The sequence below is a fragment of the Acinetobacter sp. ANC 3882 genome (assembly GCF_022549545.1).
GTDB lineage: Bacteria > Pseudomonadota > Gammaproteobacteria > Pseudomonadales > Moraxellaceae > Acinetobacter.
In genome coordinates this window covers 120,181-145,404 of sequence record NZ_JAKZGB010000005.1, presented here as the reverse complement: position 1 = coordinate 145,404, position 25,224 = coordinate 120,181, and the positions used below count along the sequence as shown (strand labels likewise).

Below are 25,224 nucleotides of genomic sequence, written 5' to 3'. Positions count from 1 at the left end.
TAAAAAGCCTCATCATTGATGAGGCTTTTTTATTTGCTTAATTGAATCTTTTGTTGATGTGTTTGAATATTTAAATGGTGAGTATTTGCCACCATTGTCAGCGTTTTTTCTATATCCTGTGTCGAATAAGAACCCGAAATCAAAATATTATCCAATGCTGGCTCAAGTTGAATCTCACCTTGATAATGCGGCTTTAATTCATTTACAAACTGCCCGAGTAACATACTATGTACGACGAGTAATTGTTGCCGCCATAACATTTGAGTGGCTTGATAAGGTTTTGTACGAATGCTGTCCTGATTAAAAATGGCCGCATGTTGCGCAGGAATGTCTTGTTGAATTTGTCTGTCTTTAGTGAGTATGCGAACAGTACCTTGTTGTACCAGCAATTCGGTTTTCTCAGGGAAATATCGCACGTTAAACACGGTGCCAAGTGCAACTAAATTACCGTGCGAAGTCTGAACACTAAATTGACGCTTGAATGGATCTTTATGGGTTTCGATATAAATTTCCCCTTTTGCCAATTCAATACGACGCTGATGCTGATTGTATTTAATCCTAATTTTACTATTACTATTCAACCAGACCCGACTTCCATCTGCTAAGGTAAACTGTCGCTGTTCTCCTTTCCCTGTATTATAGATGGCAATGGGGGCAAAACTCCATAATTCAGGCAAGTAGTCCTGTTGGCGAATCGCTTGATAAACATAAAGCACAGGAAACACAGACATAAATACAAGACTTAATTTACCTATATTCCATTGCTTGGATTCTAATTGCTGAAATGTTTGATCAATTTGATGCTTAGAAACACGATTGAGCTTTTCATCAAACATGGTCACATTACGCCATACCTGTTGATGTAATGGTTCAGCAGTCAACCATTCTTCAAATTCAGCCTGCTGCCGCTCATCTAGCGACTTTTCATGTAGCTCTATATACCACTGCGCAGCTTGCTCATATGCTTGTTGCTTGTCTTCTTTGGAATATGGTGCATCTGTCTTCCTTTTCATTGTATGAGCTGTATTCTATTCCATTGCCATAAAACAAATTGCCATCGCTTTAGTCAGATCACGCTTAATGGTTGAAACTGAGATATCTAATTGTCTGGCAATCACGTCATACCCCAAACCTTGAAGTTGAGACAAAATAAATACTTGTTTTTGTCGTTGGGGCATATTCTCAATAATCTCATATAATTCAGACAAAGTTTCAATCAATAAAATATGCTGTTCGAGTGGAATGGTCGCTCGCTTTTGTTCTTCAGTCAGCGTACTTAAATAGGCCATTTCAATTCTTTTACGACGATAATGATTCGACATCAAGCTTTTGGCAATGGTAGTGAGTAATGCACGTGGTTCCTGATAATAGTAATCTGCGTAATGCAACATAATTTTGACAAATGTATCTTGGGTGAGATCAGCCGCATCATGTTGATTCTGCATTTTTCGGCATAACCACCCATAAAGCCACAACTGATGCTCTTTATATAACCCATTAATATGTTCATTGAACAGAGCTGGTTCAGGGGGCATAACTATCAGACTAAATAGTAAATAAGAATCATTATTGATATTTCCTTTTAGTATGTAAAGATAGACAAACTTGACTGCTTGTTAAGTTGCTCTATTTGCAATATAAAAATTTAATTTTTTGAGCTGTTTTTTATTCTCAAGTGTTAAGTCAATAAAGGACAACAGTTTGTAAACCTTTTTAGGCTTATTTACAGGGGAAATCAGATGCTTCACCAGAGAAATCGTTTAAGTCAGTCCATTCAACTCATACTATTGAGCACCTCACTCCTGACCATCTCCACATGGATACTGGCAGCACCAACAGCATCAATTAAAAATATTGAAATTAGCGCGGGTAATCTCGATCAGGCACTCGCCCAATTTGCAGGCTTATCAGGCGTGCAATTGGCCTATGACCCTGCACTTGTTGCTGGCCAGAAAACTTCAGGTTTAAAGGGTCAATATACTTTTGAAGAAGGTATAGCCAAATTGCTTAACGGGACAGGCTTACAACTCCTTAAACGTAATGATGGTACGTGGCTCATTGTAAAATCACACAATCAAGTGCATGAGGTTGGAACACTAGAAAATATTAATATTCGAGCAGCTCCATCAGAGCAACAGCAAAACAATGGTTCGGCACAGTTGCCTGTTATTGCTGTAAAAGCGAATAACAAGAACACAGAAGGTACAGGATCGTATACAGCTAAAAGTTCCAGTACCTCAACCAAACTGGATTTATCGCCGCGAGAAACACCACAAACTGTAAAAGTGATTACCCGTGAGTATCTGGATGACAAAAATATCACCTCTTTTACACAATTAATGGATCAGGTCACTGGGGTAAATCTGGGGCGTATTGATGCAAGAGCCATCCCCTCGTCACGGGGTTTTAGTATGAATTACATGCTCTTTGACGGTAACCCGTTGGGAGGAGCAGATTCTTCAATGGATGTTTCCGATCCGAATCTTGTAATTTTTGACCGTGTCGAAATCGTAAAAGGGGCCAATGGTTTAATGACAGGTGCGGGCAACCCCTCCATGGGGATGAACTTTATCCGTAAACGGGCCAATGCAAAAGAGCTAACGGGTTCATTAGATATGTCGGTAGGTTCTTGGGATGATTACAGCAGCAGTGCAGACCTATCTTTTCCATTAAGTCAAGATGGTTCAATTCGTGGACGAACAGTCGTCAATTATCAAGATAAAGACTCATTTCAGGATGTTCGTAGTACCACCAATAAAACTGCCTATGGTGTAGTCGATATGGATTTAACGGACACGACTTATCTATCTGTAGGTATCAGTTATCAGGATTTGGTCCGTAATGGCATAACTTGGGGGAGCTTACCTGCATTTTACAGTGATGGTACGCGTACTGATTTTAAGCGTTCTTCCAATATAGGTGATGATTGGACAGAACGTAGTTATCGTCGCACTGCCGTATACACCGACTTTAAACAAGAGCTATTTAATAATATTAGTTTTAATCTAAATAGCGTTTATGGAAAATCAAAAACTTGGGGGAAAATGTACGGTGCTGGTGCCCCGATCGACAAAGAAACGGATCTAAGTACAAAAGATTCAAATACCTCTGCTAGGTATAATAATGATAACGACCTAAATATTGATGGCTCTTTTAAAATTCCATTTAAATTATTTGGACTCGAACAAGAAGCGATCATCGGTGCCAGCTTTAATCAATATGAAGTCGAAGATGACTATTCCGCAGCAATTACACTCACCCATCCCAAAGAAAATTTTAATCATTTGAATGATAATCCCATCATTTCAATCGCACCTTACAAACGAAGTCCTGCGAACAAGGTTACACAAAATGCGACCTATTTTGCGGGTAAGTTTAGCCTGCTTGAATCGCTCAAACTCATCGCAGGTACGCGTCTGTCTAACTGGAAATATGAACAAGACAATAACGTCGGTAACCGAGAGTTTAATAATCAACTGACTCCGTATTTTGGTGTCATCTACGATCTCAATCAAAATCATTCTATCTATGCCAGTTATACCGATATTTTTAGCCCGCAAAACCGCAAAGATGTGAGTGGTCAATATTTAGACCCAATTATAGGTAAACAGTATGAAACTGGTATTAAAAGTGGCTGGTTTTCCGACCATTTAAATACCTCACTGTCTATATTTAAAATTCAGCAAGATAATGTAGCCGAAGCTATTGATGGCGTTTATGTTCCCAATACGACTGAACAAGCCTATCGAGGCGTGAACGGTGTCGAAAGTAAAGGCATTGAATTAGAAATTGACGGAGAAATCACTGACAACTGGAACCTTAATTTTGGTATAGCTAACTTTGAAGCTAAAGATCAAAAAGGGAATAAGATCAATACCAACCAAGCGAGAACCACAGCCAATTTATTTACCAAGTATAAGTGGAATCAACTCTCTGTTGGTGGAGGCCTAAGTTATAAGAGTAAGTTTTATAATGAGGTTGCCGCTTTTAATCAGCGTGTTGAGCAGAATGCTTATGTCCTAGCGAATGTAATGTTAGCTTATGATATTGATCAGAATATTAAGACCCAGCTTAATATTAACAACCTGTTTGATAAAACTTATTATGAATGTGTCGGCTCATCAATTTGTTATGGGACACCTCGTAATATTACCTTAAGTTTAAGATATAACTTCTAATTAACTCTCAAGACTTTGCTCTTTGGCGCTATCATGCCTAAATCTCTAGGCATGATAACAACCTCCACAGGCTACAATTATGACTCAATTCATTTATATGAAATTATCAGCTTGTTGTACTCTTAAATTATAAAAATTCTTCCAACACCGAATTTAAAAAGATATGCCCCTGCTCAGTACAAGCAATTCGATTGGTATCGGCAATCAATAATTTTTTCTCACGCAATTGCATGAGCATTTGATTCAACTCATCCAATTCAAGTCCAGTACGCTGAGCATAAGTTTCCGCAGCAACGCCTTCATTTAAACGCAATGCATTCATCATAAATTCAAAAGGCAATTCTTCTGCTTCGATACGCTTCATTTGCACATGTTCAGCAGGCACTTTAGCCAAATAATCTTTCGGCAATCGGGTCTTCTGAAAACGATAGACGCCATCTGCGCGAGTGACCTTGCCGTGTGCGCCTGCACCAATTGCCAAATAATCACCAAACTGCCAATAATTCAAATTATGTACAGAGGGCTTTTCCTTACGCCATGCTGAAACTTCATAATTTACATAACCATTGGCTTTCAAATAAGCCTCACCCTGTTCCTGAATATGTTCTAAAACTTCATCTTGTGGCAATACAGGTTGGGTTCTAAAAAAAACTGTATTGGGTTCAATGGTGAGCTGATACCAGCTAATATGCGTCGCACCATGCTCCACTGCCAATCTGAGGTCCTTTAAGGCCTGTTCTTGGCTTTGTTTGGGTAAGCCATGCATTAAATCAACATTGACTCGCTCAAAGCCTGCTTGACGGGCTTGCTGAATCGCATCTAGTGCATTATTAACCGAATGAATTCGCCCCAAACGCTGTAAATGCTCTGTATCAAAACTCTGCACCCCAATCGACAACCGATTAATCCCTGCGGCAAGATAGTCTGCAAACGGATCATGCTCTATCGTACCCGGATTGGCTTCCAGTGTAATTTCACAATCTTCTTCGAAATTTAAGCGAGCTTTGAGCTGTGCAAATAACCACACATACCCTTGTGCAGAAATCAGTGAGGGTGTTCCACCGCCAATAAAGACACTGTGAATTGAACGACCTTGCGCCATTTCAACCTGAGTTTCAAAGTCAGCCACCAACGCAGCAAGATATTGCTGTTCCAAGTCCATCGACAATTGTCCATCAGGCACAGCATGCGAGTTAAAGTCACAATAAGGACATTTACGTACACACCAAGGCATATGGATATACAAGGACAGTGGAATATTTGCTGGATTTAACGGACTCAAAATACAAGCTCAGTGACAAAACCTGATTATTTTAACATGACTCGACTAGGCGCGGTTGCGGCTTCAACACAGTACACGGCTTATCATCCCGTGCGTATTGGGTTAGACTGAGAAAATAAAGAACAATTAGACCAATAATATGATGAAAATTTCCAGCCAGTTGCTATTTATTCTTCCGCTTGCTTTAGGGATCGGGATTGCAATGGCCTTTCAAACGGCCATCAACGCACAACTTCGAGAATATCTTCATTCCCCTCTGCAAGCGGCGTTACTGTCATTTTTGATTGGTACGCTTATTTTGGCATGTCTAGTTTATTTTCAAGGCGCAACAAAACCCAGTTTAAGTGAACTTTCACAAATTCCATGGTTTCTTTGGTTAGGTGGCTGCCTTGGGGTTTATGCAATCAGCATGAGCATTTATACTGCACCTAAACTCGGATTTTTAACTTTCTCAGGTTTAGTTATTTTCGGGCAATTGGTGATTTCGATGTTAATCGATCACTTTGGCTGGTTAGGTACAGACAAAACACCCATTAACTGGCAACGCCTACTGGGCAGTATTGTGATTTTTATTGGTGTGTTATTAACACTACAACGCTAATCCTCCCACATTTTAATAAGAGTAATTTTTGTGTCCCATGCCACAACCAAGCGATTTGAACTTAAACAACTATTTCATTTGATGTTTCCAATCCTGATCACACAGTTTGCCCAAGCTGGATTAGGTTTAATCGATACCATTATGGCAGGTCATCTTTCGGCTACCGATCTGGCAGCCATTGCAGTCGGTGTAGGCTTATGGATTCCAATCATGCTGTTATTTGCAGGAATCATGCTGGCTACCACGCCATTGGTGGCTGAAGCGCGTGGTGCCAAAACACCTGAAAAAATTCCGACCATTGCCCGTCAATCCTTATGGGTTGCAGTGATTCTCGGTATTGTAGCGATGTTGATTTTGCAATGTATGCCAATGTTCTTACCGCTATTTGGTGTGCCTGAAAGTTTATTGCCTAAAGCAAGCCTGTTCTTGCATGCGATTGGCTTTGGTATGCCTGCGGTGATGATGTATGCAGCCTTGCGCAGTTATTCTGAGGCATTGGGTCATCCACGCCCAGTGACGGCGATTAGCTTGATTGCCTTGTTGGTACTGATTCCGCTGAATTTTATGTTTATGTATGGTTTTGGGCCAATCCCTGCCTTGGGCAGTGCAGGATGTGGTTTTGCAACTGCAATTTTACAATGGTTGATGTTTATTACCCTTGCCATTTATATTTCAAAAGCCAAAGCCTATAAACAAGCACCTATTTTCACCAAATGGGAAAAAATTGATCCAACTTGGGTGAAGCGCATTCTAAAGCTTGGCCTACCAATTGGCTTAGCGGTTTTCTTTGAAGTCAGCATTTTCAGTACAGGTGCAATTGTACTCAGCCCTTTAGGAGAAAATGCGATTGCCGCGCATCAGATTGCAATTTCAGTCACCTCACAGCTATTTATGATTCCGTTATCCTTAGCGATTGCCTTGACCATTCGGGTTGGAATGTATTACGGCGAACAAAACTGGCACGCGATGCGTCAGGTTCAGACGGTAGGATTGATTAGTGCAACGGTTTTTGCAGCTTGTACCATGACGCTAATTGCGCTTGCACGCCCTTATATCGTGGCGATCTATACCACTGACCTGAATGTCATCCCTGTTGCAATGTATCTACTTTGGTTCGCGATGGCTTATCAGTTAATGGATGCATGGCAAGTCGGTGCCGCAGGTTGCTTACGTGGCATGCAAGATACTCAAGCACCCATGTGGATTACCTTAATGGCCTATTGGATTATTGCGTTCCCGATCGGTTTGTATCTTGCCCGTTATACCACTTGGGGAGTCGCTGGCGTTTGGCTCGGTCTGATTATCGGCTTAAGTATTGCCTGTGTTTTACTGATTGCTCGTTTATATTTCAACAATAAACGCTTGATGCAAATGACAAATCCAAAACTATAAGCAACTTTTTCTACTGAGGCGGCATGGATGCCACCATTCTTAGACTTCACCTACGATCAATTTTAATCGGTCAAAAATAAAATAAATGCCGATACATCCTAGATTCAATTGTCATCATCAAAATTGAATCATGCAAATTTTTGATTATTCAATGCAGCTCATTCCATGCTTACATCACTTAACATTTTGTTATAGGCAATTTAAGTTTTGTCGCCTATGATCAAGGTATCACTTTGAAACTAGATCGATCGAGGTCAAGCGCATATGGCAAAGCATGCAAGCTCTCCCAGTAGACGTTTTTTGAAGCTGGCTGGCATGACCGCAAGTATTGCCAGTAAAAGTGTTGCCAATTCCATTCGGAATCTCACCGCAGATGAAGAACAAAAAAACGCTGCGCGTAGTAAACTGTTTCAGGACATCGGTTTGCAGATTGCAGACACCTTGGGGGAAATGAAAGGCGCAGTAATGAAAGTTGGGCAAATCGCCTCGCAATATAAAGATATTTTCCCACCAGAAGTGGCGAAAGCGATTGCAAAATTACAGCGTCAAGCACCTGCCATGCCCTTTTCAGCCATTCAGCAACAAGTTGAAAAAGAGCTGGGTAAACCGTTAAACCAGATTTTTAGCTCTTTTGAAACAGAGCCTTTTGCTGCCGCCTCAATTGGACAAGTACATCGTGCAGTGCTGCCAGATGGTCAGGCTGTAGTGGTGAAAGTGCAATATCCTGGGGTTGATCAAGCCTGTGAAAGTGACTTAAAACAAGTACGTCTTGCCTTACGCTTAATGGGCGTTTTAAAGATTGATAAAAAATTGCAAGATCAACTGTTTCAAGAAATCCAAGACAGTCTCTCTGCCGAATTAAACTATGAAATCGAAGCGCAAAATCTAGAAGTATTTAAAACCTTCCATGAAAAGCTCGATGATCAAATTATTATCCCAACCGTATATAAAGACTATTCTTCTCGTCGTGTACTGACTCTCAGCCTTGAACAAGGTGAATCCATTGAAACAGCAAGCACATGGTCGGTTGAAACACGTAATCAAATTGGTCGTCGTCTGATTCGTGCTTTAGGACAGGAAATGTTTTTCTTGAAGCGTTTCCATTGTGACCCGCATCCAGGCAACTTTGCATTCCGTGAAGATGGCAGCGTGATTATTTATGACTATGGCAGTGTAAAAACCTTATCACCTGAAATCATTCAACACTTTAAAGCATTGGTGAATGCAGCGCGACAAGAAGATATTGCCCAAGTTGAAGATTTACTGGTGGAACTGCATTCCATTGCCGAAAAGCAGAAATTCCCAACTGAGCTGTATACGCAATGGATTGAAATTCTATTGCGTCCTCTAAGCACACATTATGATTTTGCCGAAAATTCATCGCATCATGATGGTATACGTCTGGTCAAACAATCATTGAAATACTGGGATGTGTTTAAACCCTCTCCAGACACGCTCATGGTCAATCGGACCATTTCTGGGCATTACTGGAATCTCATTCACCTCAAGGTGCATGACAATCTCAATGATTTATTTGAAGAATTAGTGCCAAACTAATACATATAAAAAATGCCAATCACCTGATTGGCATTTTAGTTATTCTTCGATTTCTTAGTTAGTCAATTTTCACTTTATAGGGATAGTCTGCACTCGTCTTATTTTCATCTACTTTAAGTGTGACCTCTCCTTTGTCCTTTTCACCATAAACTTTCAAGTAATATGTATACCTATTCTTAGCTTTGTAATCCCCAAATTGAGTTGTAACTCTATGTATTCGATAGTCTCTAATATGACCAAATTGCGCTAAGATCTCAGGATCCTTCTTAAGGATAGGCTCTATCCGATTGATATTCGATTCAGAGTACGTGCATTTATAGATTAAAGCGAAAAATGCAATAAAAAAAATCAAGGCTGGAATAAAAAAAGGTGAGTCAGAGTTAATCTTCCTTATTTTTGCTCATACTCGGTACATACCTGCTAATTTAACAAATGAAATCACCTGATCAAAGCTCCATTTTTTCCATGCTTGCTGATTCACTCTTCGCAAACAAGCGCCAACAAAACTTGAAATTAGGAAGATTGACTTCACGCATTGTTATGTTATAACATTGCAATAAATAATAGGAGTCATTCAAAATGCGTAAAGGTATTCATCCAACCTATCAACAAGTGCTGTTTCACGATACCAATGCGGATACTTACTTCTTAATTGGTAGTACCCTGCAAAGTAAACAAACTCGTGAATATCAAGGTAAAGTTTATCCTTACGTGACCCTTGATATTTCAAGTGCATCGCATCCGTTTTATACCGGTGAAGTACGTCAGGCAAGTAATGAAGGCCGTGTCGCAAGCTTTAACAAACGCTTTGCACGTTTTAACCGCAATAGTTAATCTTCAGTTAAGTTTCACACACTAGGCTGTAAACATTAGAAGTCTAAGGTTATCTCTCCTCCACTTAGACTTCTTTTTTTATACCTAGATTCCCCTACCTTAAGAATCTGTAGCGGCTCTCCCAACGACACCAAATTCAATCGGTGTTTTGACATAAAACAAAGAGATTTCTTTGTCATTCAAATAATTCATTAATTCTGTTGCCTGCTCATTTGTCACTGCAAACTGAATCTGCACAGGTCGATCCGCCAACTCAAAGAAACTGGCGGAATGGAATAAACCATGATGATCAACACCTTCTATTCCAGCGAGTACTGTCGCACCACGCAAATTCATTTGTTTTGCGACAGACAATAACCATTCGCTGATCGGTTGTCCCTGATAGTTACGATTCTGGGCGGTATAAAACGTAATTAAAAATCCATTCATTATAGTTACTCCTCAACTATGCAGCACTGAGCCATTGATGCAGACTCATTCCCAAAATAGTAAACAGCAACGACCCCAGCACATGAATCAAAATTGCTGCGCAGGCATAACCCAACTTACCGCTTTGTAATAAGGCAAGAATCTCGGCAGAAAAGGTCGAAAATGTCGTTAATGCACCACAAAAGCCTGTAATCACGAACAGTTTATAATTGGGACTCAGTGAACTTTGAGAAAAATATGAAATTGCAAAACCAATAATAAAGCCACCGACAAAATTAACCGTGACAGTCCCCAAAGGAATATTGGGAAAAATCGGATTCAGCTTTAGACCTAAGAACCAACGCAGCCATGCACCTAATACAGAACCAAGTGCAATTGAAAGTAATGGATAGTACATAGTTTACTCCAAAGACAAGATTGGAGTGAAAGCGACAATAGACATAGAATTATAAATATTGTTCTGAAGATTTTTCATGGGCGAACTCCAAACATGGGAACAGAGCACGCACGAACCTACGGCCCCTGTTCAGGGTAACGTAGGCATCATTAGCCATTATGGCGGTTTGTAATAGGAAGAATGCCATCTCCTCTGTTCTAAAATAACATATTTTTTAAGCAACTCAACCCATGTTTTCAACTCACATCGAACTGTGTATAAACATAAAGTTATCCACAGCTTAGTCTGAGGTAGACAAAATCTTTTCCCCAGCCACATAAAAGTCTAAGGTGGGTACAACAAAAGCAAAGGCTTCTGCGGTGTCATCTAAACCAAATTGTTGCAATAATTGCGGAGCTTGCAAGGTACGAATCTTGACGGCCTGAATCTGCTGAAACTGAAACGGCATTTTGATATCGCCTTGCGACATTCTTGTAGGTTGATCGACCCATTCTGCCCATGCATGATCTTGGTCTACCAAAAATCGAACAGCTTCATCCCATGACGGAAATAGCATTTGCCATGCCGTCGGTAATTGCTTCTCCTCCGTAATTTGTACATCACTGATCAAGCCATAGTCCTCATCTACTTTAAGTTCAGTGCGAATACTCTGCATTTGCTCATCGAATTGATGATGAAATACCGAAGCATATTGTGCTGGCATCACATCACTGGCAAGGCGACCACCGATCACATAGAGCGCTTGATCGACAATGACTTGCTCAAAAATCACAGTCTTTGGCTGCGACTCATCCAGATAAAAACGCCAGTTACTTTGTCGAGGTGAAGGCATTAACTTGCGTAGCCAACCGAAAAACTTAAATCCAAAATGATGATGTTGATACGTTAAAACCGTAAAAATAGTTTTGCCATCTTTTTCCCAGAGCGGTATAGATTGCGGATAGTGCTGACGTACCTGCTCAACATCCACCAACCACGACAAATACACAATATTGCTGACGCGGCTCTGCAAAGGCATAAATGGCAATATTCGCATCATCAAACGGCGCAATTGTAATAAGAAACGGCAACTTAAAACGGCTGCTAAAAATCGAAATAAACGTTTGGATGGTGGTAATTTAAAATGATGTCGATTCATTATTATTCAATACTTTCATAATCGCTCTGAGCATAAACTGCCAACGCTATAACGTCTAGTTCAGAGATCGATCGACTTCTCTTCTCCATTTTCAATGTTATGATGCTGCCATTGATTCAATAAACATGGAATTTTAGCAATGGCTCAAAGCTTATTGGCACAACTTAAAGATGGCTCGGCAAAATTTGCAGATGTATTGGCATTTATCGAAGCTGGTTATCAACATAAACCAACGGCATTCCAAAATGGTGCGCAATTCAATGCTGCGACTGAAAACCAAGGCAGTGCCAAAGTACTCAGTTTTGCTAAAATTGAAGGCTTAAATCAAGCGGATACTTTAAGTTTATTTGCAGAACACTATGCATCTGTGCTGGCAACGCCTGAAGCAACAGACCACCAAAATATTCGCCAGTTTATGCAAAATGGCTGGGACGGGGTAAAGTTTGAAGGTGAAGCTTTAACTGCAAAATAAGAAAAAAGGAGGCATTTTGCCTCCTTTTCCCTTCTTGTATTCAATAGAAAGCTTTTTTATTCGATCATTTTAAGCATTAAAACCACCATCTACATCTATGACTGCACCAGTAATATAGCGCCCACTTTCTCCAACCAAATGAAGTACCGTTGCGGCTATGTCCTCGCGATGCCCATAAGCGGATAATGCTAAAGTAGCTCGAACTGCATCTGCATGAGCGCCATCAGCAGGATTCATATCTGTATCGGTTGGTCCTGGCTGAACGACATTGACTGTAATCCCACGCTTGCCTAAATCTCGTGCTACGCCCTTGGTCAAGCCCACTAAAGCTGCTTTGCTGGCTGCATATAAACTAATACCTTCACGACCAGCCCTTGAAGCAAGACAGCTCCCAATCGAGACAATACGTCCACCATCAGGCAAATATTTGCTTGCCTGCATCGTCGCTGCAAACACTGCACGTAAATTGACGGACATGGTCTGGTCATAATCATCAAGTGTGAGCTGATCAATATTTCCAGTCAGAAAATTACCTGCGTTATTGACCAGAATATCCAATCGTCCAAGCCTGCTCACCGTTGTATCAACCGCAGCGATCACCTGTGTTGTATCAACGGCATCAGCTGCAATCACTTCGGCACGTTGACCTAATGCCTGAATCTCCTCTGCAACAGCCTGTGCCTGATCTTTTGATCGACTGTAAGTGATTGCCACATCTGCGCCCTGTGCCGCTAACAGCCGAGCTATAGCAGCACCAATACCTCGACTTCCACCTGTAACCAGTGCAACTTTTCCTGTGAGTGCATTATTCATTATGAAAATTCCTGTTTTAGGATGAAACGGGGATTTAGCGGTCTGCAAGCTCATCTATATTCATCCACAAGCACCGGAAGCAACAATGAGATTGAAAGACCTAAATATCCACCAATATATGTATCGATCGATATAAATGTAAGCCTCTGCACAAACCTTGTCAATGACTTTTGTATCGACTAGTATATATCTCATTAAAAGAGGAGTTCCAAATGGCGCAAATGGGCCGCCCACGTACCTTTGATCGAGATGAAGCCATCCAACAGGCAATGTTCCTGTTTTGGGAATATGGTTATGATTCGACGTCCTTGTCACTGCTTAAATTAAACATTGGTGGCGGTATTACTGCACCGAGCTTCTATGCGGCCTTTGGCTCAAAAGAAGCACTGTTCCAGGAAGTGGTCGAGCACTACCTTGCCACGCATGGTCAAGTCATTTCCAGTCTGTGGGATGAAAACCTTAGACCACGAGAAGCCATCGAACTCGCATTACGCCGCTCTGCAAAGATGCAAACTGAGCTTAATCACCCGAAAGGATGCCTCTTGGTATTGTCCGCAGGTGCCTGCTCTCCAGAAAATGAACGTATTCAAAAATTTCTCAGCAAGCAACGCGCAAAAACTCGCGAAAAGTTCCAACAATGTATACAACGTGCTGTCGATACACTTAGCCTTCCGGCCGATACCGAGGTCTGTGCTTATGCTGCCAGCTTGCATAGTTTTCTACTCGGATTATCAATGCAAGCTCGCGATGGCGTGTCGGGTACTGTACTCAATCATGCAGTAACAGAGCTTATGCATGACTGGGATGCGCGTACTGCATCCATAAAAATATAGCTATAAAATGATGAGAATGGCCTCAGATTTAAACTCTAAAATAATAAAAAAGGAGGTATTTAACCTCCTTTTTTATGCTCATCTGTTGATGAAATGACGGGTCTGGCAAGTGTGCGCAAATCTGTCGTTAAACTATAAAAATCGCCGCCCATTTTCCCGACACTATCGAGTTGTTGCTGATCAATCATCTGTCCGTCCCAAATTTGATCATCGACATAAATCGATTTCACGTCCAGCAAAGCCACTGTGCCACCTGATGGGAGCGTACTGAGTTGAAGGACTTCTCTTAACTGACATTCATAGCGAATGGGCGCATGTTTAACCGCTAACGCTGCAACAGAATGGCTTGGTTCAGACTCAATCTCGGCAAACTCAAATTCACTTTGCTCTGGGGGCAATAAAGCACAAGATAAATTCATCTTTTCCAGCAATTGTGAATTCACGATATGCACCACGCACTCTTGAGTATCAATCAAATTACGAATGGTGTCTTTATCCTGACCATTTCGTGGATTGACTTGGGAATACCATAAAATGGGCGGGTTACAGCTGGCGACATTAAAAAATGAATAAGGCGCAATATTTGCCACGCCATCCGCAGAGAGTGTGCTAATCCACGCAATCGGTCGCGGTGAAATGCCACCGACCAAGAGTCGATAGATATCATTTGGCTCTAAATCAGAGGTCTCAAAAATCATTGTAAGAATAGATCCGATTTAAGGACGTTCAGCATATTGAGGTAAATCATCCGCAATACAATCCCACTCTGCTTTAGAGGCAGCAAAAATATGCATGCTTGGCTTTTGCTGTAATGGTGTATCTAAAGTCCCGATTCTTAAGCGATAAAGCTCAGGCTGGGCATCACGCGAACTGATTAAAGGGGAACCACACTCGCCACAGAACCAACGATACACACCTGATGCAGCAAACTTTTTAACAAGCTCCTCACCTTTTACAATTTTAAAAGCGGTATTGCTAATCGGTGCATTGGTTGCATAGGCAGTGCCATTGGCCTTACGGCAACGTTGACAATGGCATTGTATAATCTCACCAATTTCACCATCAATCTCATAATGAATCCCATCACATAAACAACTGCCGCGATATATAGGTGAAGTCTGAGACATTGCGAATTCCTTGGATGAATTTTCCACTAAAAATATAGGCTAGATCTCATCACCATGCAAATTACAAATGGTGTTTATTCAGAACATTTTGATTTACTCAGACAATCATGCAAAAAAGGGATTTAGCTAAACGCTTTGATTTAATACTTTTTGGGCCTGTGCATGATCGATATCCTTTTCCCAATGCGCGATTGCAACTGTTGCCACACAATTCCCGATCAAGTTGGTACATGCACGTACAATTCCAATGAACCAATCAACTGACAACAATAAAACCAAACCAATGGTTGGAAGACTAGGAATGACCGATAAAGTTGCCGCCAAAATAACCAATGCTGAGCCAGGAATACCGTGTGCCCCTTTTGAGGTCACTAAAGAAACCAATAAAATTGCGAGTAGATCATGCATGGATAAATCAATATTGCAGGCTTGCGCAATAAATATGACCCCAAGGGTCAAATAGATAGAAAATCCATCAAGATTAAAAGAATAACCTGTAGGAATAACCAAGCCTACCGTCGAATCCTGAATCCCTAAATTTTTCAATTTTTTCATAATCTGTGGCAGCACAGAATCAGAAGATGCTGTTCCCAATACGATCGACAGTTCTGCTTTAAAATAATTGAGAAACTTGAATATATTTAAACCTGCAACTTTAAGAATGCCACCTAAAACAATCAGCACGAATAGAAGACAAGTCACATAAAACAATAAGACTAAATAACCAAGTTGGAGCAGCGAATCTACTCCAAATTTTGCGGTGGTGTAAGCAACCGAACCCAATACACCAATTGGAGCTAGACGAATAATCAAAGCCATCATTTTAAAAAATACTTCAGAAAATGCTTCAATTGCCTTGCAAACCAATTCTGCTAAATGTTTTGGAATCAGTAATAACGCAACACCAAACAAAATCGCAATCAACAAAACTTGTAAAATATCACCCTGAGCAAACGCATCTACAAATGTTTTAGGAATAATATGGAGTAAAAAATCTGATCCCGAACTGATGCTATGTGCGCGTTCGGTATAAACATTTAAATCTTTGCCATCTAGCTTCGTGATATCAATATTCATCCCGACACCAGGTTTGAATATATAAGCGATCACAATCCCTAAAATCAGGGCAATACTGGTCACCACCTCAAAATATAGAATTGTTTTTGCACCAACCTTTCCCATTTTTTTAATGTCATTTGCGCCATACAGTCCAAGGACGACCACACAGAAAACAATAGGCGCAATCAACATCTTGATCAGTGCAATAAAGCCATCACCTAATGGTTTTAAAGCCAAAGAAAAATCGTGAAAGCAGATTCCAATAACAATACCGAGAATTAATGCAAAAACAACTTGGACAAATAGACTGGACTTGAACTTTTGCTACATTGAACATTCATCAACAAAAAGATAAATCTCAACAGTGCAAGAAACTCGCCAATAGATAGAAATAGAGTTATTTAGAACATGAAAAATACATGAAATTTAATCAATGCTTTTAAAAACATCATCTTGTAGAACTACGTTCAAACAGTTGATGTACACCTTCTCCAGCGGCACGCCCAGTTGCGAAACAGGCTGTCAATAAATAGCCACCTGTCGGTGCATCCCAGTCCAGCATTTCGCCACAGCAAAACACATAAGGATTAGATTTCAATTGCAGTTGTGGAGATAAAACATCTTGCTTCACCCCGCCCGCACAGCTAATTGCTTCTTCGATTGGACGGAAGCCATCTAAAGAAATACTGAGATGCTTGATCTGCCGCACCATTTGCTTGGCATCTGACCATACGCTTTTATCGACGATTTCCCGAAGCAGATTAATTTTGACCTGATCTAACCCTGCTTTACGCCAAAGATTAGTGAGAGACTGCTTTTTATTGCCTTGTAGCTTCTTTTCTAACTGTTCAACGCTGACATCTGGTAGCAAATCCAGATGCAATTGTAGAAGTTGCTGTTGAGCAATTTGCGCTCTGAGATCACGACCCAATTTATAAATCACACCACTCTCAAAACCATAATGCGTAATGATGATATCGCCATGTGTTTGCTGTTCAGGCCATACCCAAGCATTGACGCGCTTAAGCGGCTGCCCGAAACATTCCTGCATAAATGAGGACCATGTTTTCAAGACACCTGCATTGCTGGCTTGAAATGGCTCAATTTCATGCTTTGGTAGCCACTGCTGCCATGCTCCATCACTACCCAATTGCGACCATGATACCGCACCACAGGCCAACACAATCGCATCATAAGTTGCACTAAATTGCTGAGTCTGATTCTCTGTCGTGAGTTGATTGTTGGATAAATCCACACAACGATGGCGATAATGAAATTTTACGCCATCATTCATCAATCGCTTTAACCAAGCACGGAGTAACGGTGCTGCTTTCATTTCTACAGGGAAGACGCGTCCAGAACTGCCCACGTAGGACTCAATCCCCAACCCCTGCATCCAGCCCTGAATCCATTGTGCATCCCATTGTTTGACCCAAGGCGCTAACCATTCAGCACGATCATAACGCTGGGTAAAGGTTTCAACAGGTTCCGCATGTGAAATATTCAGGCCCGTTTTGCCTGCCATTAAAAACTTACGTGCAGCCGAAGGCTTCTGCTCAAACACTTCGATTTCATAATCGTATTGGCTGAGTACTTCAGCAGCCATCAAACCCGCTGGGCCCGCACCAATAATGGCGACACGCTTAGGCATCGCGATGCTCTGGGGTATTTTGACCTTGTAACGGCGCAAAATCATCAAAACGGGTTGAGTAATCTTCTGACTTACGAATGATCAACTGTTGGCAAAGTTCACCACGTTCTAAATATTTGATTTCAAAATGAGTTCGGGCAGAGTCTGCTGCAATCACTTGTTTTTCGTAAGGTAATTTCCATATCTCAATGAGTTGCTGCTCAGCTTCCTCAATATATTCAGGAATATTACTCGCCAAAGTAATTGTGCCATTCGGTTGAAGGCGTGAAAGAAGAAATTCGAAAAATGGCATATTGAGCCAGCGCTGCGCTGGATTATGCGGTTCTGGATTTGGATAAAGGATAAAAAATTGTTGTACTTGTGCCGGGAACAATGCATGCACGATCCAAGGTAAGGCATCTGCATGAATCGGATTTAGATATTCACGTGGTTCTAATTGATGCTGTTTTTGCATCGCCACAAATTTTTCTTTGGTTCGCTCAATTGCATACAACGTGGTTTGCGGGTTTTGCCCTGTAAACAGCAAGGCATGTTTGCCTTTTCCAGCCCCAATTTCAACGCAAATCGGCGTATTGGGAATGGCAATAAAATCACGAGGGGCTTGCATACGTTGTGCTTGAAATTGACGAATCGACATAATCTCATCAAACTATCTAGAAATCGGCACAAGTCTAACAACTCACCTTACTTTTGCCTAATCTATTTGCTCTTTGTTTTAGGAATTTTCTATGCCCCGCACATTCCCCTGCCCACGTTGTGGTGAAACCAGTACTTGGGAAGCGAATGCGTTTCGTCCGTTCTGTTCAGAGCGTTGCAAAATGATTGATCTTGGTGCCTGGGCCAACGATGAATACAAACTACCGACGCAAGATGCACCACCAGCAGACCTCAAACGCAATGAAGATGATTATGAAGACTAATCATCTTCATTACGGCTAAGTCCAGATTCGTTTCAATACCTTTAACCAGTTGCCCCAACAAATCTTTTCAATCAGCTCTGTAGAATAATGACGTTGATGCATGGCTGCAACGAGTAGCGGTAGACCACTCACATCCTTCAGTTCATGACTAATCAGTGCTCCATCAAAATCTGAACCGAAGCCGATATGGTCTTCTCCAAGGCGATCCATCATATATTCTAGATGATCCAGAATCAGTTCAAGTGGCGTGTCCGCATTCCGCTGTCCATCAGCCCGTAAAAAGGCCACATCAAAATTTACTCCGACCATGCCCTCGCTCTTACCAATCGCCTTGAATTGTGAATCAGTGAGATTACGCGCTTGGGGACATAAAACGTGTGCATTGGAATGGGTGGCGATAATCGGTTGCTGCAAAATATCGACCGTGTCCCAAAATGCACGTTCATTCATATGTGATACATCCACCACCATTTTCTTTTCAGCACAGCGTCTTAATAAGGCTTTACCTGCTATGGCCAGGCCTGCACCTGTATCAGGTGAATGAGGAAAACGAGCATTTAAACCATGTCCAAACTGGCTCACCCTGTTCCATAAGGGGCCAATACTCCGCAACCCGGCCTGATAAAAAACATCGAGCAAGTCAGGGTTGTCCTGTAAAGCTTCCGCCCCTTCCATGTGTAGCACCACGGCCAGTTGACCTTGAGTACGGCAGTCTTGAATCTGTTGCACCGATGTACACAGTTGAATCTGCTCGGAAGCTTGCACCATCTGCTGTGCCAGCTCGAGTTGCGCCAGACAGATCTGCTCAATCTGCTGTTGAGTGAAATCTTCGGCATTTTTATCCATGAGCTTATCGGGATGGTGCTGTTTCACATAGGTAAATGGCGGTAGAAAAATTGCAAACATGCCGCCTACAAATCCGGCCTGCTGGCAGCGCTTTAAATCAAGTTGTCCAGGCAAATATCCATGAATAAAAGCCTGCACAGGATCTGCCTGATCGCTGAGCCATAAACGTGTCAGCAGATCATTATGACCATCAAAAACGGGAACTCTATTGTGATTCAGGTCATGCGTCATGAGGAAGATTCACCTGTAATGCTTTGTACAGGAATTTTTTGCTGAATCGCCAATCGTTTTGAATTCTTGCTATTGCGAAATACCAGTTGCTCAAGAAATGAAACCTGTTCACTGTCATGGCGAGCTTGTTCAATCAGATGATGATAGCTAGATTTACCACACACGGGATCGGCATTGGCAGCATCACCTGTGAGCATATAGGCCTGACAACGACAGCCGCTAAAGTCCCGTTGTTTTTCTGGACAGCTACGGCAACTTTCTGGCATCCATGCATCACCACGGAAATGGTTAAAACCAGTGGATGTGTACCAGATCTCCGATAAAGATTGTTCACGAACATTCGGAAACGCAATCGGTAGCTGACGTGCTGCATGACAGGGCAATGCCGTGCCATCAGGCGTCACCGTAAAGAAGATTTTACCCCAGCCATTCATACAGGCTTTTGGTCGCTCCTCATAATAATCAGGCACCACAAAGATCAACTTACAGGGATGATTCTGCTGGCGAAGTTTTTCTCGATAGGCATTGGTCACCTTTTCGGCACGCGTCAACTGTTCTTGAGTAGGCAATAAACCCTGTCGGTTTAAAAAAGCCCAACCATAAAATTGACAGATTGCCAGTTCGACCGTATCAGCATTTAGCTCCAGACACAGCTCAATAATCTGTTCAATCTGGTCGATATTATGTCGATGAATCACGAAATTCAGCACCATCGGATAGTCATATTGCTTGACCAGACGGCACATCTCATATTTCTGTTCAAAGGCATGTTTTGAACCAGCCAACGCATCATTAACCACAGGATCACTGGCCTGAAAACTGATCTGGATATGATCCAGTCCAGCCTGTTTGAGTTGAGCAATACGCTGCTCATTCAGGCCCATTCCCGAGGTGATTAAATTGGTATAAAAACTTTGCTGATGCGCATGCGCAACCAGTTGTTCCAGATCTTGCCGAACCAGCGGTTCCCCGCCAGAAAAGCCCAGTTGCACCGCACCCATCTGCCGTGCCTGATCAAACACATCACACCATTCTTGCGTGCTCAGTTCATTTTTATGCTGGGCATAATCCAGAGGATTCGAACAATAAGGACATTGTAAAGGACAACGATAGGTCAACTCCGCCAAAAGCCAGAGGGGTAAACCAACGCCTTCGGTCATCGTAAATCAATCCAGTATTGTTGCTGCGCAACGCGCATATAGTCGACCACATCCTGCTCGATTTCTGCAATGTCACCAAACTGCTGTTTCAACAAGGCCACAATGGCGGCAACATTCTGCTGTCCATCAATATGCTGTCCAATCGCTGCAGCACTGTCATTCAGCTTGATCATGCCTTCTGGATATAAGATCACAAAAGCATTTTGTGCAGGCTCAAACTGAAAGCGGTAGCCTTGTCGCCAAGTCGGAATCAGGTTTAAATCAAATTCTGCATTACTCACGAAATAACCCCTTATGCCAGACAGGTTGTGTGGTCACAGTATGATACGGCGCTTGCTCATGCACATAGGCCAAAGTCAATGCATCCAGAATACTCCAAAGAATATCCAGCTTGAATTGCAGGATTTCCAGCATACGCTGCTGCTGTTCATACGTTGTAAATGAGTCCAGTGTAATATTCAAACCATGCTCCACATCGCGACGTGCCTGACTTAAACGCGAACGGAAATAGTCATAACCCTGATCATTAATCCACGGATAATGCTGCGGCCATGAATCAAGACGGGACTGGTGAATTTGTGGCGCAAATAATTCGGTCAGGGAACTGCTGGCTGCTTCACGCCATGTGGCACGGCGAGCAAAATTGACATAAGCATCCACAGCAAAACGCACGCCGGGTAACACCAATTCTTCTGAAATCACCTGCTCACAAGTCAGGCCAACGGCTTCAGCCAAACGTAACCATGCTTCGCGTCCACCACCATCAGGATATTCGCCATCCTGATCAATCATCCGCTGAATCCATTCCTGACGCACACGCTGATCTGGACAATTGGCCATGATCGCGGCATCTTTCAGAGGAATATTGATTTGATAATAATAGCGATTGGCAACCCACGCCTGTATTTGCTGCTGGGTGGCTTTACCTTCATACATCATCACATGAAAAGGATGATAAATATGGTAATACTGCCCTTTATCCAGAATGGCCTGCTTAAACTGTTCGACACTTAATACATCAGCGCTTGGCATCATCATTTACCTCAAAGTTCAATCTGCATGCCATCAAAGGCTACTTCAACACCGTGGGCTTTAAGTTCAGCACATTGAGCCGAGTTTTCATCTAAAATCGGATTGGTATTATTGATATGGATCAACACTTTTTTAGGGCGGCTGAGCTGATTCAGATAAGACAATGAACCACCCTCGCCACTAATATATAAATGCCCCATCTCACGTCCGGTTTTGCTACCAACACCGGTGTGTTGCATTTCATCATCCGTCCAAAGCGTACCATCAATCATGACACAATCTGAATCGCGCATGATCTGCATGATCTGTTCGTCAATCTTTCCAAGACCAGGTGCATAGAACAATTGTTTTTGTGTTTTATGATCCCGAATGATCAACGCAATATTATCGCCCTCATGCGGATCATGACGATGAGGAGAATATGGTGGTGCAGCACTTTGAATAATCAGTGGTCTAAACTCCAGACATTCAAAACCCGCAATCTTAAATGCCTGTTTAGGATCGATTTGCTGATATTGCAAACCACCATTCCAGTGCTTCAACATATTAAATACAGGAAAACCTGTTGTCAGATCCTGATAGACCATATCGGTACACCAGACCTTAATTGGACAGCCTTCGCGCAAAGTAAGCAGTCCAGTCGTGTGATCCAACTGGCTGTCCATCAGGATCACATCACGAATACCTGTATCACGCAACTTACGGGCAGGCTGAACCGCCTTGAAATCAAATAATTGCTGACGGATATCTGGCGAAGCATTTAATAGAATCCAATCCACACCATTTTCAGAAATCGCGATTGAGGATTGTGTGCGTACCTTGGCCTGAATATTACCCGTACGCACGCCATGACAATTTGGGCAATTACAATTCCATTGAGGAAAGCCCCCACCAGCAGCAGAACCTAGAACATGAATATACATAGATTAATTTCTTGTTAGAAAAAGATAAGCCCTAGGCATAACTAGGGCTTATCTTGAATTTGAATCGAAATGGTTAACGTACTTCAAAGTACATAGTGACTTCAAAACCAATACGTACATCGGTAAAAGCAGGTTTAGTCCATTGCATGAAATCGTCTCCAATTGGTTTTCATCAGGTGAAATTAAGCAATTAGTTCAACATAAATAAAGCGTTTCATATTTGATTCTAAATAAAAGTAATCGTTTTGTAGACCTACTCAGCCCAAGATATTGTTCGATAATTGTGAGTTTTGTCTAAATTTCGGTAAGACAGGTTTGAATTAAGCCACACTGCTTTAAAAATGGTCTGTCTACAACGGTATTCTTAATAAAAATTTACACATTTTAAATATGAGAATTACATCACAGTAATTTACTTTTCCATGATGCTATGCAAATCTTAAGCTATACATTGTATTGAATAAAAAGACCAAATAACACGACAACTTATCGTTCATACTGATACAGCCTTAATCAAAATTCTATAGGTATCAGTTTGTTTAATAAAAATATTTAGACTTACTAGGATGTAATAATGAATCAGTATATTCCCTATCAACTGAAAGTTTTAGTCAACCAAATTGATCCTAACTTAGATGCCAATTGGCAGACCAATTTGCAAACACTTTTCGCGACCTGCTCCAATGAAGACTGCGAAAATATCTGCCAACAGATTTTGCAACTCAAAAAGATTCACTGGAACCGAAAAGCCCAAAATTTTTCTTATCTTGCCAAGCATGATATCCATTTGCTGGCGGACAAAATTCATGATGCACCAATCAAGGCACTGGTCAAAACCATTGGCGACTCGTTGGAAAAATTAAAACAATACAATGATATCTATGCGATTTCAGATTATTTAGAGAATATGCTCAGTCAAATCCATCGTATCAACACCGAAGATGACTTTGATCTACAAGCGCAAAAAAAGCAGGTGTTAAAAGAATTTATTTATGCTGCAGCACAAATTATCTTGGCAAAAGAGCGGATTCAACTCCCCAACAATCAACGCAATATCAATACGGACATCATTAAGACCTTTATTAGTGAAGTGTTTTTAAAACAACAGCTACTCAAATATTCTTTTAACATCATTCGTTCGCATCAACTACGAGAAGAAAAACCTCATATTCTTAAATATTTTTTATATAAGCAGCAGAAATCTCGACAGCTGGATATCGTGAGAACTTCTCGATATATTTTTGCGCTCGCACCAAGTAAGGAAGGATTAACCAATACATTTTCAATTCGGCGATTTTTACAAGAAGAACAATTTGAAGCCAGCGAGAACGTTTATTTTAATGCTGCCATTTTGGATTTAGACCAGATCGAAAATGAATCACAGCATCAACAATTTCAATGGCAAGTGAGCCACATCATTACGATTGATAAACAGGTCAACCAATATGTCTCTGATGTTGTTCGCCAAATTGAACTCTACGCCAATAAAACCCTGATTCCATTTTTGATGGAACCGCTCAATCCTCAAGGGGTTTTTATTGAAAAGTTGGTTGAACAGCGACTGATTGATTTTGAGCAAAAGTTATGTCGCAATATTCTTGAACCAATCGCAGATGCTTTAAAACACGCTGTTCATCATAGCGATGAATGCAGCTACCTGTATCTGAGTGTCAAACAAACGCTAGATGATCTGATCAGCCATTTTGTTGAATTTCACTCTCAACCTTCGATCATCTTCAATAAACAGGTCAATCTGTTCATTGCACGACTTAAATCTTATGCCACCTTGTTGCAAAAACGGCATGCGGATGTGTTTACTGTTTTTTCTTATGAGGAATGGAAAAAACACCATGCAGAAGCATTGGAACCAACCAATATTCTTAAAGATATCAGTATCAGTTGCTTACAAGAATATAAAGATGCATTTTCAGAATTAAAGGAAAATCAACGCCAGCTAAAACAAAGTGCGTCATTTCTGAGTAAGTTGCTGAACAAGCCTCAGAAAATCAAAGATAATATTATTAAATTAAAAGAAAAAACCACACAAATTAAAAAACATGCGCATCAGGAAATTATCCGCATCCAGCGACGCTTTCCTTCACTGATTGTTTATTTAGAATTTGAATCGCTGATCTCAATCAATCATAAAGAACGCCATTATGCATTCCCTACAGGCGACAATGGCATTACCCGCCTGCCAATTCTGATTCAAATTCCAGAGGATAAAGCTTCTTTTGATTTACAAACCATTTGTAATAGTTTGAATTTTGATGTGAATCTTGCCAATCAAAAATGGCTGGAAGCAATTTGAACTGCAAGCTTCTGTATAACAGCTAATAGTTATACAGA

At 41.3% G+C, this 25,224-nt stretch carries 26 protein-coding genes, 1 pseudogene and 1 riboswitch; of the genes and pseudogenes, 9 read left to right on the top strand and 18 right to left on the bottom strand.

Features of this window, described 5'->3' with window-relative positions; genetic code table 11:
• Positions 1 to 29: 29 nt before the first annotated feature.
• Positions 30 to 1,013 (bottom strand): FecR domain-containing protein, encoded by a 984-nt coding sequence (locus tag MMO42_RS11530; RefSeq protein ID WP_241320623.1) that lies wholly within the window; start codon positions 1,011 to 1,013, stop codon positions 30 to 32.
• Positions 1,014 to 1,028: 15 nt separating this feature from the next.
• Complete coding sequence (locus tag MMO42_RS11525) at positions 1,029 to 1,535, bottom strand: sigma-70 family RNA polymerase sigma factor (protein ID WP_277603327.1); 507 nt, start codon at positions 1,533 to 1,535, stop codon at positions 1,029 to 1,031.
• A gap of 204 nt (positions 1,536 to 1,739) precedes the next feature.
• Between MMO42_RS11525 and MMO42_RS11520 the strand changes: the two genes are divergently transcribed.
• Positions 1,740 to 4,178 (top strand): TonB-dependent receptor, encoded by a 2,439-nt coding sequence (locus MMO42_RS11520; RefSeq protein ID WP_241320621.1) that lies wholly within the window; start codon positions 1,740 to 1,742, stop codon positions 4,176 to 4,178.
• A gap of 127 nt (positions 4,179 to 4,305) precedes the next feature.
• Here the strand turns inward: MMO42_RS11520 and hemW are convergent, their stop codons facing one another.
• Positions 4,306 to 5,460, bottom strand: a complete 1,155-nt coding sequence (gene hemW / locus MMO42_RS11515) for a radical SAM family heme chaperone HemW (RefSeq protein ID WP_241320620.1) — start codon at positions 5,458 to 5,460, stop codon at positions 4,306 to 4,308.
• 139 nt (positions 5,461 to 5,599) lie between these two features.
• Between hemW and MMO42_RS11510 the strand changes: the two genes are divergently transcribed.
• The 4 genes from MMO42_RS11510 (at position 5,600) to MMO42_RS11495 (ending at position 9,844) form a co-directional block, all read left to right on the top strand.
• Positions 5,600 to 6,061 carry a DMT family transporter gene (locus MMO42_RS11510; protein ID WP_241320619.1) on the top strand — a complete coding sequence of 154 codons (462 nt, stop codon included), beginning with the start codon at positions 5,600 to 5,602 and terminating at the stop codon, positions 6,059 to 6,061.
• A 30-nt stretch (positions 6,062 to 6,091) separates the two neighbouring features.
• Positions 6,092 to 7,453, top strand: a complete 1,362-nt coding sequence (locus tag MMO42_RS11505) for an MATE family efflux transporter (protein ID WP_241320618.1) — start codon at positions 6,092 to 6,094, stop codon at positions 7,451 to 7,453.
• A 264-nt stretch (positions 7,454 to 7,717) separates the two neighbouring features.
• Positions 7,718 to 9,010, top strand: coding sequence for an AarF/ABC1/UbiB kinase family protein (locus tag MMO42_RS11500; protein ID WP_241320617.1), 1,293 nt, complete (start codon positions 7,718 to 7,720; stop codon positions 9,008 to 9,010).
• Between the two features lie 579 nt (positions 9,011 to 9,589).
• Positions 9,590 to 9,844 carry a type B 50S ribosomal protein L31 gene (locus MMO42_RS11495; protein ID WP_005155032.1) on the top strand — a complete coding sequence of 85 codons (255 nt, stop codon included), beginning with the start codon at positions 9,590 to 9,592 and terminating at the stop codon, positions 9,842 to 9,844.
• A 99-nt stretch (positions 9,845 to 9,943) separates the two neighbouring features.
• Here MMO42_RS11495 and MMO42_RS11490 read toward each other — a convergent pair whose 3' ends face one another.
• The 3 genes from MMO42_RS11490 to MMO42_RS11480 form a co-directional block, all read right to left on the bottom strand.
• A complete protein-coding gene (locus MMO42_RS11490; RefSeq protein ID WP_241320616.1) occupies positions 9,944 to 10,273 on the bottom strand; it encodes a DUF190 domain-containing protein in 330 nt (109 codons plus the stop codon).
• Between the two features lie 16 nt (positions 10,274 to 10,289).
• Complete coding sequence (crcB, locus tag MMO42_RS11485) at positions 10,290 to 10,670, bottom strand: fluoride efflux transporter CrcB (RefSeq protein WP_241320615.1); 381 nt, start codon at positions 10,668 to 10,670, stop codon at positions 10,290 to 10,292.
• Between the two features lie 133 nt (positions 10,671 to 10,803).
• Positions 10,804 to 10,870, bottom strand: a riboswitch (Fluoride riboswitch).
• Positions 10,871 to 10,950: 80 nt separating this feature from the next.
• Complete coding sequence (locus tag MMO42_RS11480) at positions 10,951 to 11,808, bottom strand: DUF2071 domain-containing protein (protein WP_241320614.1); 858 nt, start codon at positions 11,806 to 11,808, stop codon at positions 10,951 to 10,953.
• A gap of 139 nt (positions 11,809 to 11,947) precedes the next feature.
• Here MMO42_RS11480 and MMO42_RS11475 point away from each other — a divergent pair, with 139 nt between their 5' ends.
• On the top strand, positions 11,948 to 12,280 hold the full coding sequence (locus tag MMO42_RS11475) for a HopJ type III effector protein (protein ID WP_241320613.1): 333 nt from the start codon (positions 11,948 to 11,950) through the stop codon (positions 12,278 to 12,280).
• A 69-nt stretch (positions 12,281 to 12,349) separates the two neighbouring features.
• On the opposite strand, the gene MMO42_RS11470 is transcribed toward MMO42_RS11475, so the two are convergent.
• Positions 12,350 to 13,093: an SDR family oxidoreductase gene (locus tag MMO42_RS11470; RefSeq protein ID WP_241320612.1), complete on the bottom strand. Its 744-nt coding sequence runs from the start codon at positions 13,091 to 13,093 to the stop codon at positions 12,350 to 12,352.
• A gap of 212 nt (positions 13,094 to 13,305) precedes the next feature.
• On the opposite strand from MMO42_RS11470, the gene MMO42_RS11465 reads away from it, so the two are divergent.
• Complete coding sequence (locus tag MMO42_RS11465; RefSeq protein WP_241320611.1) at positions 13,306 to 13,926, top strand: TetR/AcrR family transcriptional regulator; 621 nt, start codon at positions 13,306 to 13,308, stop codon at positions 13,924 to 13,926.
• Between the two features lie 59 nt (positions 13,927 to 13,985).
• Here MMO42_RS11465 and MMO42_RS11460 read toward each other — a convergent pair whose 3' ends face one another.
• The 5 genes and pseudogenes from MMO42_RS11460 to MMO42_RS11440 all read right to left on the bottom strand — a co-directional run bounded on the left by MMO42_RS11460 (position 13,986) and on the right by MMO42_RS11440 (position 18,400).
• Positions 13,986 to 14,624, bottom strand: a complete 639-nt coding sequence (locus MMO42_RS11460; protein ID WP_241320610.1) for a flavin reductase family protein — start codon at positions 14,622 to 14,624, stop codon at positions 13,986 to 13,988.
• A gap of 18 nt (positions 14,625 to 14,642) precedes the next feature.
• Positions 14,643 to 15,053, bottom strand: a complete 411-nt coding sequence (locus tag MMO42_RS11455) for a GFA family protein (protein WP_005291531.1) — start codon at positions 15,051 to 15,053, stop codon at positions 14,643 to 14,645.
• A 126-nt stretch (positions 15,054 to 15,179) separates the two neighbouring features.
• Positions 15,180 to 16,442: pseudogene (gene dctA / locus MMO42_RS11450) on the bottom strand (C4-dicarboxylate transporter DctA).
• 118 nt (positions 16,443 to 16,560) lie between these two features.
• Positions 16,561 to 17,763, bottom strand: a complete 1,203-nt coding sequence (locus MMO42_RS11445) for a TIGR03862 family flavoprotein (protein WP_241320609.1) — start codon at positions 17,761 to 17,763, stop codon at positions 16,561 to 16,563.
• Positions 17,756 to 18,400 (bottom strand): tRNA (guanine-N(7)-)-methyltransferase, encoded by a 645-nt coding sequence (locus MMO42_RS11440; RefSeq protein WP_241320608.1) that lies wholly within the window; start codon positions 18,398 to 18,400, stop codon positions 17,756 to 17,758. Before MMO42_RS11440 ends, MMO42_RS11445 begins: the two co-directional genes overlap by 8 nt.
• Before the next feature lie 91 nt (positions 18,401 to 18,491).
• Between MMO42_RS11440 and MMO42_RS11435 the strand changes: the two genes are divergently transcribed.
• Complete coding sequence (locus tag MMO42_RS11435) at positions 18,492 to 18,683, top strand: DNA gyrase inhibitor YacG (protein ID WP_241320607.1); 192 nt, start codon at positions 18,492 to 18,494, stop codon at positions 18,681 to 18,683.
• Between the two features lie 15 nt (positions 18,684 to 18,698).
• Here the strand turns inward: MMO42_RS11435 and MMO42_RS11430 are convergent, their stop codons facing one another.
• The 6 genes from MMO42_RS11430 to pqqA all read right to left on the bottom strand — a co-directional run bounded on the left by MMO42_RS11430 (position 18,699) and on the right by pqqA (position 23,023).
• On the bottom strand, positions 18,699 to 19,760 hold the full coding sequence (locus tag MMO42_RS11430) for a dipeptidase (protein WP_241320606.1): 1,062 nt from the start codon (positions 19,758 to 19,760) through the stop codon (positions 18,699 to 18,701).
• The gene (pqqE, locus tag MMO42_RS11425) at positions 19,757 to 20,920 is read right to left on the bottom strand and encodes a pyrroloquinoline quinone biosynthesis protein PqqE (RefSeq protein WP_241320605.1); all 1,164 of its coding nucleotides are present in this window, start codon (positions 20,918 to 20,920) and stop codon (positions 19,757 to 19,759) included. Before pqqE ends, MMO42_RS11430 begins: the two co-directional genes overlap by 4 nt.
• Positions 20,917 to 21,201, bottom strand: a complete 285-nt coding sequence (pqqD, locus tag MMO42_RS11420; RefSeq protein ID WP_241320604.1) for a pyrroloquinoline quinone biosynthesis peptide chaperone PqqD — start codon at positions 21,199 to 21,201, stop codon at positions 20,917 to 20,919. The genes pqqE and pqqD overlap by 4 nt, the downstream gene beginning before the upstream one ends.
• A complete protein-coding gene (pqqC, locus tag MMO42_RS11415) occupies positions 21,194 to 21,952 on the bottom strand; it encodes a pyrroloquinoline-quinone synthase PqqC (RefSeq protein ID WP_241320681.1) in 759 nt (252 codons plus the stop codon). Before pqqC ends, pqqD begins: the two co-directional genes overlap by 8 nt.
• Positions 21,953 to 21,963: 11 nt before the next feature.
• Positions 21,964 to 22,875, bottom strand: coding sequence for a pyrroloquinoline quinone biosynthesis protein PqqB (gene pqqB / locus MMO42_RS11410; protein ID WP_241320603.1), 912 nt, complete (start codon positions 22,873 to 22,875; stop codon positions 21,964 to 21,966).
• 73 nt (positions 22,876 to 22,948) lie between these two features.
• Entirely contained in the window at positions 22,949 to 23,023 is a 75-nt protein-coding gene (gene pqqA / locus MMO42_RS11405) for a pyrroloquinoline quinone precursor peptide PqqA (RefSeq protein WP_009514286.1), read from the bottom strand.
• Positions 23,024 to 23,449: 426 nt separating this feature from the next.
• Here pqqA and MMO42_RS11400 point away from each other — a divergent pair, with 426 nt between their 5' ends.
• Positions 23,450 to 25,186: a hypothetical protein gene (locus MMO42_RS11400; protein ID WP_241320602.1), complete on the top strand. Its 1,737-nt coding sequence runs from the start codon at positions 23,450 to 23,452 to the stop codon at positions 25,184 to 25,186.
• Positions 25,187 to 25,224 lie beyond the last annotated feature (38 nt).

Coding starts and splice junctions, on each gene's coding strand:
- MMO42_RS11475 (WP_241320613.1), top strand. CDS start 11,948: ATGGCTCAAAGCTTATTGGCACAACTTAAAGATGGCTCGGCAAAATTT.
- MMO42_RS11480 (WP_241320614.1), bottom strand. CDS start 11,808: ATGAATCGACATCATTTTAAATTACCACCATCCAAACGTTTATTTCGA.
- MMO42_RS11530 (WP_241320623.1), bottom strand. CDS start 1,013: ATGAAAAGGAAGACAGATGCACCATATTCCAAAGAAGACAAGCAACAA.
- pqqE (WP_241320605.1), bottom strand. CDS start 20,920: ATGACCGAAGGCGTTGGTTTACCCCTCTGGCTTTTGGCGGAGTTGACC.
- MMO42_RS11445 (WP_241320609.1), bottom strand. CDS start 17,763: ATGCCTAAGCGTGTCGCCATTATTGGTGCGGGCCCAGCGGGTTTGATG.
- MMO42_RS11495 (WP_005155032.1), top strand. CDS start 9,590: ATGCGTAAAGGTATTCATCCAACCTATCAACAAGTGCTGTTTCACGAT.
- MMO42_RS11525 (WP_277603327.1), bottom strand. CDS start 1,535: ATGCCCCCTGAACCAGCTCTGTTCAATGAACATATTAATGGGTTATAT.
- MMO42_RS11465 (WP_241320611.1), top strand. CDS start 13,306: ATGGCGCAAATGGGCCGCCCACGTACCTTTGATCGAGATGAAGCCATC.
- MMO42_RS11440 (WP_241320608.1), bottom strand. CDS start 18,400: ATGTCGATTCGTCAATTTCAAGCACAACGTATGCAAGCCCCTCGTGAT.
- pqqC (WP_241320681.1), bottom strand. CDS start 21,952: ATGCCAAGCGCTGATGTATTAAGTGTCGAACAGTTTAAGCAGGCCATT.
- MMO42_RS11455 (WP_005291531.1), bottom strand. CDS start 15,053: ATGTCTCAGACTTCACCTATATATCGCGGCAGTTGTTTATGTGATGGG.
- MMO42_RS11430 (WP_241320606.1), bottom strand. CDS start 19,760: ATGACGCATGACCTGAATCACAATAGAGTTCCCGTTTTTGATGGTCAT.
- MMO42_RS11470 (WP_241320612.1), bottom strand. CDS start 13,093: ATGAATAATGCACTCACAGGAAAAGTTGCACTGGTTACAGGTGGAAGT.
- MMO42_RS11510 (WP_241320619.1), top strand. CDS start 5,600: ATGATGAAAATTTCCAGCCAGTTGCTATTTATTCTTCCGCTTGCTTTA.
- MMO42_RS11520 (WP_241320621.1), top strand. CDS start 1,740: ATGCTTCACCAGAGAAATCGTTTAAGTCAGTCCATTCAACTCATACTA.
- pqqB (WP_241320603.1), bottom strand. CDS start 22,875: ATGTATATTCATGTTCTAGGTTCTGCTGCTGGTGGGGGCTTTCCTCAA.
- MMO42_RS11435 (WP_241320607.1), top strand. CDS start 18,492: ATGCCCCGCACATTCCCCTGCCCACGTTGTGGTGAAACCAGTACTTGG.
- MMO42_RS11400 (WP_241320602.1), top strand. CDS start 23,450: ATGAATCAGTATATTCCCTATCAACTGAAAGTTTTAGTCAACCAAATT.
- crcB (WP_241320615.1), bottom strand. CDS start 10,670: ATGTACTATCCATTACTTTCAATTGCACTTGGTTCTGTATTAGGTGCA.
- MMO42_RS11490 (WP_241320616.1), bottom strand. CDS start 10,273: ATGAATGGATTTTTAATTACGTTTTATACCGCCCAGAATCGTAACTAT.
- MMO42_RS11460 (WP_241320610.1), bottom strand. CDS start 14,624: ATGATTTTTGAGACCTCTGATTTAGAGCCAAATGATATCTATCGACTC.
- MMO42_RS11500 (WP_241320617.1), top strand. CDS start 7,718: ATGGCAAAGCATGCAAGCTCTCCCAGTAGACGTTTTTTGAAGCTGGCT.